The 17,118-nt window shown below is 71.1% G+C and carries 13 protein-coding genes; 2 read left to right on the forward strand and 11 right to left on the reverse strand.

The window, feature by feature from the left end; translation table 11 throughout:
- Window positions 1-2 precede the first annotated feature (2 nt).
- Both ABEG17_RS04925 and ABEG17_RS04930 read right to left on the reverse strand, forming a co-directional pair.
- Window positions 3-638 (reverse strand): hypothetical protein, encoded by a 636-nt coding sequence (locus ABEG17_RS04925; protein ID WP_406832169.1) that lies wholly within the window; start codon window positions 636-638, stop codon window positions 3-5.
- Window positions 639-648: 10 nt separating this feature from the next.
- Complete coding sequence (locus tag ABEG17_RS04930) at window positions 649-2,211, reverse strand: sugar transferase (protein ID WP_406832170.1); 1,563 nt, start codon at window positions 2,209-2,211, stop codon at window positions 649-651.
- A 286-nt stretch (window positions 2,212-2,497) separates the two neighbouring features.
- Between ABEG17_RS04930 and ABEG17_RS04935 the strand changes: the two genes are divergently transcribed.
- Window positions 2,498-3,166 (forward strand): hypothetical protein, encoded by a 669-nt coding sequence (locus tag ABEG17_RS04935; RefSeq protein ID WP_406832171.1) that lies wholly within the window; start codon window positions 2,498-2,500, stop codon window positions 3,164-3,166.
- A gap of 61 nt (window positions 3,167-3,227) precedes the next feature.
- Window positions 3,228-3,845 carry a phosphatase PAP2 family protein gene (locus ABEG17_RS04940; protein ID WP_406832172.1) on the forward strand — a complete coding sequence of 206 codons (618 nt, stop codon included), beginning with the start codon at window positions 3,228-3,230 and terminating at the stop codon, window positions 3,843-3,845.
- A gap of 42 nt (window positions 3,846-3,887) precedes the next feature.
- Here ABEG17_RS04940 and ABEG17_RS04945 read toward each other — a convergent pair whose 3' ends face one another.
- From ABEG17_RS04945 to ABEG17_RS04985, 9 genes are all read right to left on the reverse strand, one after another.
- Window positions 3,888-5,000: an NAD-dependent epimerase/dehydratase family protein gene (locus ABEG17_RS04945; RefSeq protein WP_406832173.1), complete on the reverse strand. Its 1,113-nt coding sequence runs from the start codon at window positions 4,998-5,000 to the stop codon at window positions 3,888-3,890.
- Window positions 4,997-6,142, reverse strand: a complete 1,146-nt coding sequence (locus ABEG17_RS04950; RefSeq protein WP_406832174.1) for a glycosyltransferase family 4 protein — start codon at window positions 6,140-6,142, stop codon at window positions 4,997-4,999. Before ABEG17_RS04950 ends, ABEG17_RS04945 begins: the two co-directional genes overlap by 4 nt.
- A gap of 3 nt (window positions 6,143-6,145) precedes the next feature.
- Window positions 6,146-7,423 (reverse strand): HAD-IIIA family hydrolase, encoded by a 1,278-nt coding sequence (locus tag ABEG17_RS04955; RefSeq protein ID WP_406832175.1) that lies wholly within the window; start codon window positions 7,421-7,423, stop codon window positions 6,146-6,148.
- Window positions 7,420-8,355, reverse strand: coding sequence for a class I SAM-dependent methyltransferase (locus tag ABEG17_RS04960; RefSeq protein ID WP_406832176.1), 936 nt, complete (start codon window positions 8,353-8,355; stop codon window positions 7,420-7,422). The genes ABEG17_RS04955 and ABEG17_RS04960 overlap by 4 nt, the downstream gene beginning before the upstream one ends.
- A 16-nt stretch (window positions 8,356-8,371) precedes the next feature.
- Complete coding sequence (locus ABEG17_RS04965) at window positions 8,372-9,514, reverse strand: hypothetical protein (protein ID WP_406832177.1); 1,143 nt, start codon at window positions 9,512-9,514, stop codon at window positions 8,372-8,374.
- 110 nt (window positions 9,515-9,624) lie between these two features.
- Window positions 9,625-11,268, reverse strand: coding sequence for a hypothetical protein (locus ABEG17_RS04970; protein WP_406832178.1), 1,644 nt, complete (start codon window positions 11,266-11,268; stop codon window positions 9,625-9,627).
- Window positions 11,265-12,848 (reverse strand): hypothetical protein, encoded by a 1,584-nt coding sequence (locus ABEG17_RS04975; protein WP_406832179.1) that lies wholly within the window; start codon window positions 12,846-12,848, stop codon window positions 11,265-11,267. Before ABEG17_RS04975 ends, ABEG17_RS04970 begins: the two co-directional genes overlap by 4 nt.
- Complete coding sequence (locus ABEG17_RS04980) at window positions 12,845-14,908, reverse strand: alginate lyase family protein (protein WP_406832180.1); 2,064 nt, start codon at window positions 14,906-14,908, stop codon at window positions 12,845-12,847. The genes ABEG17_RS04975 and ABEG17_RS04980 overlap by 4 nt, the downstream gene beginning before the upstream one ends.
- Window positions 14,905-17,106 (reverse strand): bi-domain-containing oxidoreductase, encoded by a 2,202-nt coding sequence (locus ABEG17_RS04985; RefSeq protein ID WP_406832181.1) that lies wholly within the window; start codon window positions 17,104-17,106, stop codon window positions 14,905-14,907. Before ABEG17_RS04985 ends, ABEG17_RS04980 begins: the two co-directional genes overlap by 4 nt.
- Window positions 17,107-17,118 lie beyond the last annotated feature (12 nt).

Here is a 17,118-nt window from a genome sequence, read left to right on the forward strand (position 1 = left end):
GGTCATCTCCGTGCCGAGCCTGAGAAGGTGGCGACCGAGTGAACCCCGTCGATGTCGACGGTCATGACGACGTTGCCCAGCTCCTTGACCGGCACCGAGAACTGGTAGGTGGCGGTGGTCCGAGCCCCTGGCTTCAGGCTCCCGGAAAGGTCGCGGGAGCTCTGGTCGTAGACCGGGGCGGCCAGGCGCGTGGGCTTCCCGTAGACCATGGACACCACCACCTGGTCGAGCTTGAGCTCGGCGTGCGTGCCGTTGACGATCTCGAGCGAGACAGCGGTCTGGGGAGCACCCACGAAGACGCCCGGGCCCTGCCCAGTCGACGTGCTCTGCTTGACGCCGACCACGTGCATCGTCAGGCCGTCGGCGTAGGTCACACCCTGGCTGAAAGTGCCCTTGCCGCCCTTGATGCGCGCGGACGCCGCCTTGGCCCCGGGCCGGCTGACGGTCGGGAGCGCGGTGACCACGGCGTCCGGCGGACGCGTCGCCGTGCCGGCGGGAGTCTCGGTGGGCGCGACCGCCGTCGCCGAGGACGAGGGGCGGGCGGAAGTTGCCGCGGCCGACCCACCTGCACAGGCGCCCAGGGCGAGCCCGGACATGAGCAGGATGGCCGCGGAGACAGAGCCCGTCGTGCGGCTCACGCCGACAGTGTCAGTACGCACCAGAACCTCCTAGGACGGCGCGCGCAGTGCGGGCCATGATGTGCAGGTCGAGCAGGAGGGACCAGTTGTCGACGTACCAGAGGTCGAGGCGCAGCGACTCCTCCCAGGAGAGGTCGCTGCGGCCGCTGACCTGCCACAGCCCGGTGAGACCGGGCGTGACCCGGAGCCGACGCGTGGCGTCCGACTCGTAGGCTGCGACCTCGGACGGCAGGGACGGGCGCGGACCCACCAGCGACATCTCGCCGCGGACCACGTTGACCAGCTGGGGCAGCTCGTCGATGGAGAACCGTCGCAGGATGCCGCCCACCTTGGTGACACGAGGGTCGCGTCGCATCTTGAACAGCACTGCGTTGCCGGCGTCCACGGAGCCCACCAGCTGCGCCTTGCGCTGCTCGGCGTCGACGCACATGGTCCGGAACTTGAGCATCTGGAAGGTCTCACCGCGGGCACCCACACGCGTCTGCCGAAACAGGACGTTTCCGGGTGAGTCCAGGCGGACGGCCACGGCGATGGCCAGCAGGACAGGAGCGGCCAGACACATCAGGCCGGTCGCGAGGATGATGTCGGCGCTGCGCTTGAACAGGCGCCGGGCGCCGGACATCGCAGGTCGTTCGACGTGCAGGAGCGGCATGCCCGCGGACGGACGGATGCTGAGACGCGGTCCGGCCACCTCGAACAGGCCGGGCGCGATGACCAGGTCCACCTCGCGCTCCTCCAGGCTCCACGCCAGACGACGCAGGCTGGGACCGCTGAGCTCCGGGTCGCTGGACACGGCCACGACCTCGGCGTCCAGCAGGTCGATGGCGTGCATGGCCTCGTCGGGATATCCGAAGACGGGGACCCCCTCCACCGCCGTGGCGAAGTCGCCGTCGGTGGCGAGGCCCGAGACGCAGGCGCCGACGACGTGCATGCCCTCGCCCGGGGCGCGGCGCAGCTGCCGGATGAGGGGAGCCACGGTCGCGACGTTGCCGATGACGACGGTCCGCTGAGTGTCGGCACCGGCCTCGCGTCGGGCGATGAGCCCGCGGCGGAGGACGTGACGACCCATGAGGTTGAGGACGAGCAGGACGGGAGCGGCCCCGAGGACCATTCCGCGGGCGATCTCGAGGTGGGAGAGCCATGACGCCACGGCCACCGAAATGAGCAGGCCCACGACCGCACGACCGATGGCGCGATACTCGTCCGGCGTGATGCCGAGGTATCGGCGCTCGTAGCCGTGCGCGAGCAGCAAGGAGATGTACCAGGCGCCAGGAAGCGCCAGGGCCGTCATGACCCGAGCCTGCAGGGGCGCGTCGCCCAACGGGGCGAACGTGCACAGCAGTCCTGCCACCAGGGCCACGGACATGTCCACCACGACGGCGCGGCGGCGGTAGCGCCGATACCAGGACTGCTTGCTCGATGGCCCCGTCGGCGCCGTCCAGCCACTGGCGGGGCGAGCGGTGGAGAGCTGAGGCTCGGGCACCACGAACTCGCCGAACAGGTCCTGGGTCGTTCCGGACCGGTCCGGCACATCCATCGAGTACCCAGAATCCGCCCCCGCGAGATTCTCCATGACTGCACCCCTTGCGCATCGCCCTCACATCGAGGCGTGGACGGTCATCCACCGTCAGTCCTCGTCCATCTGTCGTCGCCGACACCTGAGGCTGTCAGGTATCCGTGTGGGACCTGTAGGCCCTGCAGACGACGGCGAACCGGGCCGAATGGACTACAACCGATGCATGAGTCGCCGGCTGGACCTTGTGCCTACTCCATCGGTGGGTACCACGCAGACAGGGACTGGTTATGGTCGGGAGCACGGTCGTCAGGGCGGTACCGACGACGGCCCAAGGGGGTTATCCATGGGCACGACCGGACGGCGCGCAGTGCTCGGCCCACTGGCTGCGGCGGTCATCCTGACCGGTTGCACCGGGCCGGGTTCGCCCACCCCTGCGTCGACGGGTGGCGGTTCCCCGTCAGCCGCCTCGACGCCGGGGGCGTCCACGCCCGGCTCGTCCCGGTCCGGCTCGTCCACGCCGGCCCAGGGACGTGCCGGTGCGACGGCGTCCCCCGTCGCGCCCCGGGCCGTCACCGACCCCCGGGCTGCCATGCCCGTGATCAGCCCCAACCCGGTGGGGCAGATCGGCTACGGAACCGCCTCCGTGGGCGACCGTCGGCACTTTGTCGCGGTGACGGGCGCCTCGGCCGGCATGATCACCTCGTCCGCGGTTCGCACCGTCACCGTCAACGGCACCGACGTGGGGGCCGTCGCCGTGTACCGCATCAAGCGTGGCGCGGCCGCGAGCACGACCTTCCAGGACCAGTACGCCGTCCAGCTGCTCGGGGCGGTCGCGAGGTCGAAGCCCCGGTTCGTGCGCACCAGGAGCGGGGTCATGGCTCTCTCGACCGGCAAGGCATCAGTGGCAGCATGGTTCAAGGACGACCAGCTCACCCTCGTCTACCGTGACGCGGGCACACCCGAGCTCGCGGCGCTGGCGCAAGGCGTGCGGTCGGCTCCTCCACCGGTGTGACCCCGTCACAGCCGGGGGCGGCCTGGAGGACGCGGTGAACCCACGACGGACGGGACGTCCGATGTGGGTGGCCATGGGTGCCTTCTGCTGCTTCGTCGCGCTCGGGGTCCTGGTGGCCACAGGTGCCAGCCAGGCGTCGGAGGCCGGGGTCATCAGCGAGCTGCGGCCTCACGACGCCTGGGGCCCCGCACAGGTCCGCTGGAGCCCGTGGATGTCACGGCTACGACCTGAGCGGATGTACCTCGTGCTGACCGTGACGACGCTCGCCGCCTCGGCCTGGCGCCGGTCGGCGCGACCCGCGATCTTCGCGACGACGCTGGCCGGAACCTCGGTCGTCCTGACCCTGGTCTCGAAGCTCGCCCTCGATCGGCCCGATCCCCATGGGTTCGTGACCGGGAGCGGCGGAAGCTACCCGTCGGGACACATGGTGGCGGTGCTGGTCTGTCTCGCTGGGTGCCAGATGATCCTGTGGCCCCGGGTGCGCTGGTGGGGGTGGCTGCCGGTGGCCCTCGCCGGGACCCTCATGGCGGTGGCACTGCTGGTCTCGGCGGCCCACTGGCCCACCGACGTCCTTGGCGGCGGCCTGTTGTCCTTCGCCATCGTCGCCGCAGCGAGTAGCCTGCGGCTACGTCAACGAGCCTTTGTCGGCGGTGGTTCGTCCGCACCTCCATCGAAGTGAGGTCGCGTCCCTGACCCGTGGTCGCGCGGGCCCGCCGTCGCGTCAGGCGTGTGCCTGTCGCACCACGCCGAGCTGCCGCATCTTCGCGTCCGCCTCGGCAAGCACGTCCTCGAGGCCGGGCATCCCCTCCAGCCACGCGGCATACTCCGCGACCGAGTCCGCGGGTGTGTGCTTCGGCGCCCAGCCGAGTCCGCGCAGCGCCTCGATGTCGGAGTGGATGTGCCTGGTGTCGCCGAAGCGGTACTCTCCCGACACTCGCGCCTGCTGGTCAGAGCCGTAGTTCTCGCGCACCACCGCGGCGAACTCTGCTGTCGTGTAAGGGGTTCCGCCTCCGACGTTGAACACCCGACCCACCGCGCGGTCATCCGTGAGCACCAGCTCGTTGGCGGCGACCACATCGTGGATGTTGACGTAGTCGCGGATCATCCCGCCGTCCTCGTAGAGGGTGGGAGCCGACCCGAGCAGGTGGTGCAGGCAGAAGATGCGACAGGCTCCCGAGTACGCGTTGTAGATCGACTGCCGAGGCCCTTGGACGATGCTGTAGCGCAGGGCGACGGTGGGGATGTCGTAGCGGCGACCGAGGTTGATGGCGACCATCTCCTCGCCGTACTTCGACATCCCGTACGCGTTCTGCGGGTTCGCGAAGGTCTCCGGGGTCGTCCGCAGCTGGAGCGGTCCGCCGCAGACCGGGCAGCGGTGGCCCCACTCCCCTCGCGCGAGCGCCGACTCCGGCCGCATGTCGGGCGCCTGGTCTCCGTCGGCCGGGCACCAGTAGAGCCCCTCCCCCATGGCGGACTGCGAGGATGCGACCACGATGCGCTTGAGGTCGAGGCCTGCCTCGACCGCCACCTCGTAGAGCAATGCCGTCGAGACGACGTTGACCGAGCTGAACCGGGAGAAGTCCGTGAGGTAGTCCTGGTAGGCCGCGAAGTGGTAGACCGCGTCGACCCGGCGAAGCAGGTTGGCGAGCAGCTCGCGGTTGCGCACGTCACCGACCCACAGCTCCGCCCCTGATGTCAGGTAGTTGGGCCGACCCTCGCGGTGGACCGGCGCGGTCAGGGCGTCGAGCACCACGACCTCGTGGCCGAGCTCGACGAGCCGGTCGCTCGTGTGCGAGCCGATGAAGCCGGCTCCTCCCGTCACCAGGATCCTCATCGCTGCGCCTTTCGGTTCGAGTGCACCTCGCGGTACACCTCAAGGGTCGACTTCGCGGTCTGCGCCCACGTGAACTGCGCTGCTCGCGACAGCCCACGAGTGCGCATGCCATCGTCCTCGTCGCACGCTCGCAGAACGGCCGCGGCGATCGCGGCCGGGTCGTCGGGATCGGCCAAGAACGCCGCCCCCCCGGCGGTCTCCGGCATGGCGCTGCGGTCGGACGTCACGACCGGGCAGCCGCACGCCATGGCCTCGAGGATCGTGAGCCCGAACGTCTCGTTGTGCGAGGGGTACACGAACACGTCGGCAGCCCGGTAGAAGTGCACCGTCTCCTCGAGGGGCACACCTCCGACCCAGACCACGTCCCCGGCGACCCCGAGCTCCTCGGCGAGGGCGTGCAGCCGCGCGATGTATGCCGTGTCCCGACCAGGCCCGACCAGGACCAGCTGGTGACCGGCGAGGTCTGGCTTGGCCACTGCGAAGGCGCGCAGCAGGCCGTCACAGTTCTTGTAGGGCCACAGCGACGAGACGAACAGCACGAAGGGCCGGTCAACGCCGTACCGCTCCGCCAGCCGGTGTCTGGCCACGGCCTCGTCGCCGGGACGGAACAGCTCGTGGTCGACCGCCTCGGGGATGAGCCGCAGCTTGGCCGGGTCGACATCGAGGTGCTTCTCGACCTCTGACCGCAGGCTCTCGGAGTTGATGATGATGGCGTCGGCGACCGCCGCCGTGCGCGGGTATCCGATCCGCCGGTAGAGCCGGGCCGCTGGGCGCAGGGCCTCGGGCGCGGTGAACGCGTGCATCGTCTTGAAGTGGGCCACCAGCGAGGGGGCCGGCTTGACGATCGGGGCGATCAGCGTGTTGAACACGTCGATCCCCTTGAGCGGCAGGCGGACCGGCGTGTAGAGGTGCTCGCTCAGCGTGCGCAGGTCACGGTGCTCGTTGGACCACGGGAAGGTGATGTAGTGCACCCCCCGGCCGTACCCCTGGTGCATGCCGCGCGTCCTCCGGCTCACCAGGAGGTGCAGCTCCTCGTCCTCGGTGAGGTGGCTGGCCATCTCGGGGATCACCCGGGTCCAGAACCAGTGTGCCCCCGAAGGGTGGTCCGGGTCGTCGGTGAGGAGGTTGATCGCGACGCGCATCGCTCAGAACACCCCGCCGGTGACAGCCGCGTCGGACATCCGCGACTGGCGGACGAACTGTGCCAGCAGGTGCATGCACGCCTGGTGCGCGTCCTCGACCACCCCGTAGTTGGTGGAGTCGACGTGGATCGAGACCGTCGCGAGCTCACGGGACGGCCCGCCGGTGAAGCCGGAGAAGGCGACGGTCTGCACGCCGTGGGCGGCACACCACTGCAGGGCCCTCACGATGTTCGGCGAGCGACCCGATGAGGACACCGCCACCAGGACGTCCCCGGGACGGGCGAGCGACTCCAGCTGGTAGTCGAACACCTCGTCGTAGCCGAGGTCGTTGGCGATCGCACTGAGGATCTCCACGTTGGTGCTCAGGCTCTGCACGCGGGTGAGCAGACCGGTGCCCAAGCGCACACCCTTGACGTGGTCGCACTGGAAGTGGTTGGCGATGGAGGCCGAACCACCGTTGCCACACGAGAACACGGTGGCACCCCGTTCATACGCTGCGTTGAGCAGGGCAGCAGCAGCCTCGAAGCTGGCGGTGTCCACTGCCGCCAACGCGCGTGACAGCTCGTCCGCGTAGTCGGTGGCGAAGGCGCAGGCATCGCGATAGCGGTGGGTCGGGAACGTCGCCGCTGCGGGCACCGCCGCGTCGGCAGGAGCGGTTGCGCCCGGGCGCTGGTCGAGGCGTTCGCCGAGGCACGTCTCAGGGGCTGCGTTCTGGGCCAGGATCGCGTCGACGGCGTCCTCCAAGCTGGTCACCGTCACGACGTCCGGCGTTGCGACACAGGCTCCCTCGGCGACGAGGAAGGCAGACGCACCCACCGCGCGGGCCATCCCCAGGTCCGCCTCGCTGTCCCCGACCACCCAGGAGCTGGAGAGCTCCAGGTCCAACGTGGCGGCCGCCGCCACCGCCATCCCCGGACCCGGCTTCCGGTCCGAGCTGCCCCGGGCGAACGCGGCCACGATCCCGTCCGGGTGGTACGGACAGTAGAACCAGGCATCCACGTGGGCGCCGTGGCGGGCCATTTCGGCAGCCATGTGCTTGTGCACCAGCTCGACGTCCTCGAGCTCGTAGAAGCCCCGCGCCACGCCGGCCTGGTTGGTCACCACGGCCACCGGGATCCCCGCGGCGTTGAGGCGCGCTATGGCCTCGATGGCCCCGTCGAGGAAGACGACGTCGTCAACCCTCCCGACGTGGCCGCTGTCGACGATGATGGTGCCGTCGCGGTCCAACAGGACCCCGCGCCGGCCCCGGACCTGCCCCGGCTGCACGCTGTGCCCACTCACAGCGACACCTCCCCGAACTCGTCCGTCCAGGCGGTCTCTGCCGGGACGCCTTGGGCCGGAGTGCTTTCCGGTCGGGCGTCCAGACGCACCCACAGGTGCCACCCCATCCTCCGCCCGGACAGGGACAGGCGCCTGACTGGCAACGGTGGGGCGTGCAGGTAGCACTTGCTCGCCGCCACGAGCTCGAAGGAGGGGAAGTCCCGTCGCGCGTCCTGCGTCGAGTACACCCGCGCGAACGGGTTCAGCGGCCCGTCCGTGCTGCGGTGGGTGAAGGTGTCGAGGGCGAGGTAGTGGCGCAGACCGACCCGCTCAGCGTTGTCGAGGTGCTGGCGGAGCATCGGGGCCCGCGCGAGGCGCCCTGAGTGGCGCAACGGGTATGCCGCGGCCAGAGCCGCGCGGCGCACCAGCCGGATGCTGACCTGGTAGTTGAGCGAGTGCCGGGCGTAGAGCATGGCCACCAGCGCGCCCCCGGGCCGCAGCACCCGGTGGATCTCGGCCTGTGCCCTGTGGACGTCGGGCACGTGGTGCAGCACCCCGTGGCTGAAGACGAGGTCGAAGCTGTCGTCAGCCCAGGGGATGTCGAGCACCGAGCCCTGGCGCAGGTCCTCGTAGGGCAGGGCCCGGGCTGCGAGGCGGGTCCGCACCCGGTCCACCGACTCGTCGGTGAGGTCCAAGCCCGACCAGAGCGCTCCCCTCCGGATCAGCTGCTCGGACTCCGCGCCCTGTCCCAACCCGATCTCGAGGACTCGCTTGCCACGCCAGTCGACCCGGTCGAGCATCGCGGGGATGTGCGACTCCTGGTCGTAGCGCCAGGCGTCATACGCGGCGAAGAACCTCTCGTAGTCGTCGTCGAAGCGCTGGTGCAGCCCACCGACGATGTGGTCGCCGCAGGGATGGTCGTTCCAGAAGGACTTGATCTGCTCCTGGTTCATGGCTGCCTCCGGGGTCTCATCTCAGGCGTCTCCCCGGCTCGGGGACGAGCAATGCTGCAACGACGGTGAGGTCGAGCAGGTAGGTCGAGGCGTCGCCGGTCCCGGTCTCGGTGATGGACGCCGTGATGCAGTAGACGATGAGGAACAGCGCCAGGGCCCTCCTCACCCCGCGAACGTGGGTGACGGCCATGACCACGAGCAGCAGGATGAAGGTGACCTGCACGACGATGCCGGCCCAGCCCAGGTCCAGGTAGGTGGCGATCCAGTTGCTGTCGATCGGCAGACCGTTGAACGACTTGTTGGACAGCCCGCTCCCGAGCATCTTGGTCACCAGCGGTCGGTCCTCCTGGAGCGAGGCGTCCCACACCTTGGTGCGCCCGGTGAACTGCGACGCCTCCTGGGCCGACTGACCGCGCGCCGCCCAGATGACGATCTGGGGCGCGAAGAGCGCGCCCGCCCCCGCGCCCAGCACGATGGTCCACAGCGTGGTCCGACGGACTCGCGCGTGCCCGAGGAAGAGACTCGCTGAGGCGATCGCCAGTCCCAGGATCGTCCCGACGAGCGCAGTGCGGGTGTGGGTACCGATCAGGACGGCGGCACCGAGGCCGATCGCCACCATGGCATGACGTCCCCCGATGACCCGGCACATCCACAAGATCGCGGAGGTGCCCAGCAGCACCGCGGCGTAGTGGGCGACCTGTGGCGCCGGCATGGCCCAGATCACGCCCGAGAGCCGCCCCGTCGTCCCGAAGGCCGCGCCGGGGGCCAACGCGGCTCCGGCGACAACAGAAACCAGGGCGCCCCAGAGACAGACTCGGTGGACGCGCAGGATCGCCATGTCCGACCTGCCCCACCAGGGGCTCAGGAGCCAGAGGCAAGCCACGAACCCGGCGAGACGCACCGCCCGGTAGGTGGAGCTCACCGGGAACGGGCTGTACAGGCCGACCATGAGGGCTAGCACTGCCATCAGCGACACCAGCACGAGGAAGGTGCTCGACCGGATGACCAGCCGGGGGTTGACCATCAGGGCGAGCACGATCGCCAGGATGAGAGCACCTTGGGCAAGGGCCTGGCTCACGGCATGCGGAATGGGCACGATCATCCCGCCGCTCGGGGTCAGGACGTTGAAGAACAAGGCGCCCCAGGACAACAGGAGCAAGGGCGGAAGCTGTGTGACCGTCGTGCGAACCACAGGACGCGCTGACCAGGCGTCACGCCCCAGCGTCTGCCTCAGCCCTGCCACCATCGTCATCGTCCGCTCACCCCTTCTCAGCGAGCACTCATCGAGACGCCGTGCTGCGCCTCGTACTCGGAACGGCCGGCGTTCGAGCCCTCGGCCAGGCCGACGCTCTCGTCGGTGTCGTCGGAGCCGACCATGAGGGCGAAGGGAAGCTCCAGCCTGGCTGCCCGGACCAGTTCGGCCGTGGTCTCCAGCACCTCCGGTGTCGAGGTTCCCGCAGTCACCAGCGGCACCACCTGCGGCACCCAGGTCGCCAGGTTCTCCGCGTCGATGCCGGGGTTGACCTCCGCAAGCACGAGGACGACGTCGGCCGCTGCCCACCGCTCGTGCCAGGCGTCCACAGGGCGCAGCGGCACCGGCGTGACCGCCTGGTTCCGGCGTGGCCCCCGCGCCAGACCCGGCACGCCGCTGGGCCGGAACACCTCCGAGCGACCGCCCGACCCGTCACCCTGCGCGGCCAAGGCTCCGGATTCGCTGAGGTCGGCGAGGAAGACCGTCATCCCGAGCTGCTCCAGGTGGGAGGCGAGTGCCGCCAGCACCGAGGCTGCGACCCGAGCGTTGCCAACCGCGGCGAGGGCCAGTCCCTGATCGAGGCCCTGACCGCTCCCCGCCGCGACCGGACCGTGCCGGCCCCCTCCGGTGCTGTCCCCGGGTGCCAGCACCGCGCCGGCGAGGCCGTGCACGAGGGCCTCCAGGTCGTGGCGCCTCCATCCCCGGCGCTTGCGACGCCATGGATCAAGGGCGGCCCTGGCGCCGTCGGCCGGGCCGAGCGATGCCACGCTGTAGCGCACGGGCGTGTCGAGCGCGAGGGCCACGTCGTGGCGCCGGCGCACCCGGTCGGAGGTCAGTGCGCGGAAGACCACGACGCCCACCCCCAGCGCCAGTCCGGCGATGAGTCCGGCGGCCACCGCGAGGACCGCCCTTCGCTTCGCCGAGTGCAGGATCACCCGCGGCAGGTCCACCACGTGCGTGGAGGACACGGCCGCCTCCGTCGCCAGCGACGCGTCCTCGATCGACTGCTGCAGGTCGTTGATCTGCGCGTCCAGGGCCGAGCGGCGCGTGATGAGGTCGCCGCCCCGCGTGGGGTCGCCGCTCTTCTTGATGACCGCGTCGTACTGCCTGGTGACGGTCTTCGCCTGCTCCTGGAGCCCGGCGATCCGCTTCTGGTAGCCCTGGATCACCCCATTGCTCAGCGAGCGCAGCTGGGTGGCCCGGAAGGTGAGGTACTGCCGGGTCAGGGCGTCGACGCGAGTGAGGGCGGCGGCGTCGTCGGGCGCGGAGACGGTGATCATGAGGATCTCGGTCGTCACGGGTTCTGCGGTGACCATGCCCTGGAAGGCGTCGGGTGACACCGGGATCCCCAGCTCGCGCACCGTTCGGTCGGCGACCTCCCGGGTGTTCAGCAGGCTCACGTCCGTCCCCATCGCCGACTGCGCGTCGAGCGACGAGGGGTGAGCCATCAGCAGCGTGACCACGGCGTGGCTGGAGGTCGGCACCAGCAGCAGCGTCGCCAGCCCGAGCAGGGCCCCGAGCGCGCCCAGCCCCAACCACGTCCTGCGCTCCCGCCGCAGTGACGTGCGCAGGTAGTGCCAGGTGCCGAGCAGCGGGCGGGGGGAACCGGTGATCTCCGCGCCGCGGTCCTCCGGGTCGATGTTCCAGGAGAGGTCGATCATCGCAGCCTCCTGCGCGCTTCCAGGGCGGTCGCCCCACCGGCCACCGGGGATCCGGTCATCAGCGACGGCAAGGGGGCCTGCTGCGCGCGCTCGGAGGGCAGCAACCGACCGGTCGTGCGGTCGAGCGGGTCGGGGTCCACGATGATGATCCGGGCGATGGGGTGCCGTGCGTCGTCGGTGGCGAGCGCGACCCTGGCGAGGTCGTCGGCCGTCGCCGCGCCGGCGGTGACCGCCAGCAGCGTGACGGCGCCGTCGGCGGCCCGGACCCGCAGCTCTGGTCGTTGCCGGTCCACCACCGCGACGTGCACGACCAGGTCCTCGATGGGGTGCAGACCGTGCCCGGTGTCGACCGACAGCCCGGGCCGCGGGTGCGCCTCGGGAGCCAGGCCGGAGCAAGCGGCCCACAGCGCGTTGGCAGACTCGTGCGACTGCGCGGTGACCAGCGTCGTGGCCAGGCCCGTGGACGCCGCGAAGGAGGCGAGCTGGGGACCGACAGCGAGCGCGCGCAGGTCGTCAGAGAGGGTGACGACGACCACGGCCGGGGCGGCACCTTTCGGCGCCGGGTCCTCGGCGAGGCTGCCGGGGTGTCCGGGTGTCACGAGCCGGACCAGCTGGCGCAGCGTCCACATCCCGACGTTGTCGGGGGTGTAGTCGCGCAACAGCTCGGTCCAGCCGGAGACGGACCGTGGCGTGCCGCTCTCGATTGATGCCACCACGGGAAGGCCGATGGCGTCGGCGACCTGGTCGCGCGACCGCAGGGTGGCCTCACGACGCCCCCGGAGCACCAGGACGAACCCGGTGAGGAGGATGGCGGCTGTCGCGCCGAGCGCCGTGAAGAGGGCGATCCGCAACGGGAGCGACATGCGCTGGGCCGGCGAGGCGTGCTGGATGACGGAGACGCTGGCGGTCGGACTGGACAGGTTGCTCGCGTCCGCGACCTTCTTCGCGATGTCGTCGATCTGCAGCGCGAGGTCGGCCTGCTGGGCGACGAGCTGGGCGCGCGCGGCTAGGTCGGCCCGGCCTTCCGTCGAGAGGGGGCTCTCCGACTGCAGTCGTGTCTTGGTCTTCTCGAGCTCGGTGCTCACCGCGGCCAGGTTCCTGTCCAGGGTCGTTGCCCTGTCCGCGAGTGCCTTGCGTGCCTCCTCACCGAGCGTGCTGGCTGCGGCTTTGAGGTAGTCGACCTCGGCCGTGGCGACGGCCTCCGCGAGCGCCTGCGCCTCTTGGGCCGTCGCACCGGTGGCAGTCATCTGCAGGACGTCACTGGTCTTGGGCTCGACATCGACCCGGACCCCCACCTCGGGCGCGGTCAGCCGCGGTCTCAGGGCACGCCCGGCGGGTCCGAGCACTGCCTCGCTCGAGGCGATCTGCACCTGCGTGTCGATGCTGTGGGCACCCACGCCCGAGGATCCCTGCGGCGGGGGCGGAAGCAGGACGAGGCTGGTGCTGCTGAAGGCCGGCGGCCGAACGTAGACGGCGGCCCCACCTGCTGCCGCTCCTACGGCGCCGGCCAGCACCAGCACGCCGGCTCGACGACGCACGATGGCCCACGCCGACCTGAGGTCGATGATCTGCTCGGTCATGCGGGCCCCCGTGCGATCGTGCCGTCGACGAGGGCGCGGCCGGCGCCCGCGCCGGCCGGTCCCGCTCCCGCGTCGCGCACCTGCTCGAGCACCGTCTCGAGCGTGAGCACCCCCGTCCAGCTGCCTGTGCCGACCAGGGTCGTCGTGGGCACCCGGACGCCGAACCGCGGCGAGTACCAGCCCAGCACCGGGTCGGTGTCCCCTCGATGGGCCGACCAGGACAGCTGATGGGGAAGCCGCACCCGGGCCCGCCGCTCGGTGGACCCCGTGCACCAGGCCAGGTCGGCGCCACCGTCCTGCAGCACCGCCCGGACCTCGGGCCCGATATGCCAGACCAGCCTCAGGGCATGGCGCTGGGACGACGTCATCGTGTCCACGACCATGAGGGTGTGGTCGGTCGTGTCGAGAGCGACGTCGCGTCGGTGACGCAGCGCCGGGTCGAGACGCGCGTAGCCCGTGTGGTGCCCGACCCACCGCAGCACGTCCGTGTGGAGGACGACCTCCTCGACGACTGCGTCCGTGCGGCTCGACCACAGGAACGGTCCACCCTCCACGGACTGGCTCTCCCCGTCGACCTCGATCGTGTTGTGCGCCAAGGTGGAGCGAAAGTAGCTCCTCCACCGTGGTTCGCCGTGGTAGCAGTACGTGCCGGGGTCGACGAGGAGCTCGACCCCGTCGCAGCGCACCTCAACCGAGAGCGCGTCCGCGTGCCCGTGGGCGGCGATGGACAGGAAACCGTGGGGGCCACCGTCGCACCGGCACCAGATCTCGGGCTTGCTCCCACGGGGAGTGCGCAGCAGCTGCATGCCGGCGTCGCTGAACGCGTCGACGCGCTCGATCGGACGCCCCGGCACCTGGCCGCGCTGCGCCAGGGCGCCGACGACGACACTCCCGACGCCGGGGACCACCCCCGGCCACCAGTCGCGCGGCTCGAGGACTGCGGCCCCCATTGCGAGAAGGGCGGCCCACGGGTCGGCGTCGGGGTCGTCCACGACGAGCCCGCGCCCCTCGTCCCCGTCTCCCTGACGCGGTGGCCGGCCCGCTGCATCCAGCATGGACGCGGCAGCGTCCAGCGATGTCGCGAGGAGCTTCACGGTGCCCTCGCCGAGCGGGTGACCCGCACGGTCGGACTCGACCAGGGCCAGGAGCCCGAGCTCGGTGACGAACCGGTGGTAGTCGGTGGCCTGCTCCCGGTTCACCCCGCTGGCGAACGTGTTGGCGACCAGCGCGCACTCCAGCGTCGCCACTGCGCCGACGCGCCAGCGCTCGCTCTCCTCGAACCAGGGGAAGCCGCAGGCAGCGACGACCTGCCCGACCGCCTCGGCCACGAGGTGGTTGTTGGCCGACGAACCGCGGCTGCGGAAGGCGTCGAGGTACTCCTGGTGCCACCGGATCTGCTTCAGTGCGTCGTCGTTTCCCTCGAACAGGTCACGCACGCCCGGCCAGCCGTCGAGGAGCCGGCGCACCCACACCCAGCTGGTGAGCCGCACACCGAGCTCGATGCCGCTGGTCCAGTGGACCCCGGAGAGGAACGGGTTGGCCGACCACCAAGAGCGCAGCTGCGCGGCGACGACTTCGGCGTAGCGGTCGTCGTCCGTCAGCCACCAGGCCGCGGCCAGGGCGGTCAGGTGGTGGTGGCGGGAGAGCTCCCATACGGCCTTGACGTTCCCGGTGACCTCCTCGTCCCGGTGGTCGACGGCGAAGGCGTAGACGTCCTGCGGTGCCCGGCGTCCGGAGCCGGGGTCGAGGAACCAGTCCGGGTCAGCGAGGTCCGGACGTGGGAGGCCCAGCACCGCGGCCTCGCCGGCGAGCAGCCGGTCGGCCGCGGCCACCAGCGCCGCTCGCGCGGCGACAGGCACCGAGTCCTGCGCACCCGCGGGCAGGGTCCCGGGGAACGTGCGGCCCGGTAGCACGCCACGCACCGGCCCCGGGTCGGCCCCGACGCGAACGCGACGCCGCGCCCAGAGCACCTGCCGCCCGCGGTCGCCGGCACGGTGGAACACCTCCGCCGGCGACATGCCGCGCAGGCGCCGGAGGTACCAGGTGGCGGACCTGCTCACAGGACCACCGGCCGTCCCGAGGCGAGACTCTCCCCGACGGCGATCGTCGCACGGGTGGTGCTGGTCAACGATGCCAACGAGATCGGCATCGGCGCGCTCCGGCGCACCGCCTCGACGAACGCCGCAACCTCAGCCCGCTGCCCCTTGTCCTGGCCGGCGTAGGAGCGCTTGACGTCCTTGCCCGAGCGCGACCACACCGTGCCGCGGGTGAAGTTGTCGAGCCGCGCGTTCCCACCGCCACCGGAGACGTCGAGTGTCTCCTTCGGGAACCTGTTGTCGCCGTCGGTCGCGTAGGTGATCGTCGCCAGGGAGCCGTCCGCGTGGCGCAGCACGGCGTGCAGGTCAGCCCCGTTGGAGGTCTGGAAGGCCGACACCTCGACCGGCGCGTGACCGATCCAGGCGCTCAGCGTGTCGACGAAGTGGCCACCCTCGCCGAGGAAGCGCGAGCCCTCCAGCTCCTCGTCGAGGTACCAGCTGTCGGGGGACAGCCTTCCGGCGTTGACGAGGTAGCGGGCGCTGACCGGTCCCCCCGGGTGGTGGCCGAAGCGTCGACGCAGGTCGGTGAAGAGCGGCGCGAACCGTCGGTTGAACCCGACCATCACCCGGTCGTTGCCCGTTCGGGCGACGGTCTCCAGCAGCCGGTCGAGCTGCTCCTGGCGAAGAGCCAGCGGCTTCTCGACGAAGACGGCCTTGCCCTGCTCCAGGGCACGGCACACGAAGTCCGCGTGCGAGTGGTGACGGGTCACGACGAAGACGGCGTCGATGTGCGGGTCCTGCAGGACCGTGTCCGCGTCGGTCGTCATGGCCGCGAACCCGAACTTGCGCTGCGCGTTGACCGCGGACAGCGAGCGGGTCGTGGCCACGGTCGCGAGCACCACCGCAGGCGCCTTGGCCAGGTGCGGCAACAGCATCGAGCTGGCGTAGCTGCCAGCGCCGATGAACCCCACACGCACTGGGCCCGCGCCGACCCCGCCCGGGCGGGCGGAAGGCGTGGCGGCCGGTGCCGGAAGGGTGCGCGCGAGCGGCGGCCCGGCGGCATACCTCGCCTGCGTCGCGTCGCCGGTCGGCTGGGGGTACTCGAACAGGTACCCGATCCCCGTCACCGTCCCGTCGCGCAGGTCGCCGTAGACCGTGGCGGCGTCGGTGACCGGACGCGTTCCGGATACGAGGGAGGCGACCTCCAGCGAGCCCCCGGCCAAAAGGTCGAGGAAGCACTGCAGGTTGCGCCGCTCGGTCCACCGCACGTAGCCCGCCGGGTAGTCGACACCGTCCAGCTCGTAGCGGTCGTCGTACCGTCCCGGGCCGTAGGAGCGCGAGAACCGGACGTCGAGCTCCTTCTCGTAGTAGGCGTTCCACGGCAGGTCGAGCTTGGTCTTGCCGATGTCCACCACGCGGGCGCGGTCCCGGGCAAGCCGCGCGGCCAGCTCGACCGGGCCATTGCTGTCGCCGCCCGCCGCGAGGAAGACGTGGTCGGCGCCGAGGCCGCCGGTCGCCGCCTGGAGGACCTGCTCGACGTAGGCCGTGCCCTCGCCATCCGGTCCGGCACACGCCATGGCACCGGCCGCCTCGGCCATGCGGCACCGTTGTGGCACCGTGTCGATGCCGACGACACGGACGCCGGCAGCGACGAGCAGTCGAACCACCAGCTGCCCGATCAGCCCGAGACCGATGACGCAGGCCATCTCACCGAGCTGCGCCTCGCCGCGCCGGACCCCCTGCATCGCGATGGCCCCGACGGTCGCGAACGCAGCGTGCTGGGGGGCGACGCCCTCCGGCACCCGGACGCACAGGTTCGTCGGCACCCAGTTCAGCTCCGCGTGCAGCGCGAACTCGTTACCGGCCGCCGCGACGACGTCACCGACGGCGAACTCCTCGGCCCCTTGGCCCACCTCGACCACGACCCCGCACAGCGAGTACCCGAGCGGGGTGTAGCTGTCCAGCGTGTTGATGGCCTTCTTGTACGTCGCGACCGGCCCTTGCTGGGCCACGGAGTCGATGACCTTGCGCACCTGGTCCGGCCGTGCCCTCGCCTTGCCGATGAGCGAGAGGCGCGCCTCGGTGACCTTCATCATCTCGGTGCCCGTGGAGATCAGCGAGAACAGGCTCCGCACGAGGACGCCGCCGGGCTTGCACGCCGGCACCGGCACGTCGAGCACCACGAGCTCGCCCGAGCGGTAGTTCTGGGCCACCTGCTTCACGATGTCCTCCCC

The organism is Pedococcus sp. KACC 23699 (assembly GCF_045348425.1).
GTDB lineage: Bacteria > Actinomycetota > Actinomycetes > Actinomycetales > Dermatophilaceae > Pedococcus.

Bases quoted from the DNA above. Each gene is read 5' to 3' on its own strand.
- ABEG17_RS04940 (WP_406832172.1), top strand. From the start codon at position 3,228: ATGTGGGTGGCCATGGGTGCCTTCTGCTGCTTCGTCGCGCTCGGGGTC.
- ABEG17_RS04950 (WP_406832174.1), bottom strand. From the start codon at position 6,142: ATGCGCGTCGCGATCAACCTCCTCACCGACGACCCGGACCACCCTTCG.
- ABEG17_RS04930 (WP_406832170.1), bottom strand. From the start codon at position 2,211: ATGGAGAATCTCGCGGGGGCGGATTCTGGGTACTCGATGGATGTGCCG.
- ABEG17_RS04975 (WP_406832179.1), bottom strand. From the start codon at position 12,848: ATGACCGAGCAGATCATCGACCTCAGGTCGGCGTGGGCCATCGTGCGT.
- ABEG17_RS04960 (WP_406832176.1), bottom strand. From the start codon at position 8,355: ATGAACCAGGAGCAGATCAAGTCCTTCTGGAACGACCATCCCTGCGGC.
- ABEG17_RS04970 (WP_406832178.1), bottom strand. From the start codon at position 11,268: ATGATCGACCTCTCCTGGAACATCGACCCGGAGGACCGCGGCGCGGAG.
- ABEG17_RS04935 (WP_406832171.1), top strand. From the start codon at position 2,498: ATGGGCACGACCGGACGGCGCGCAGTGCTCGGCCCACTGGCTGCGGCG.
- ABEG17_RS04945 (WP_406832173.1), bottom strand. From the start codon at position 5,000: ATGAGGATCCTGGTGACGGGAGGAGCCGGCTTCATCGGCTCGCACACG.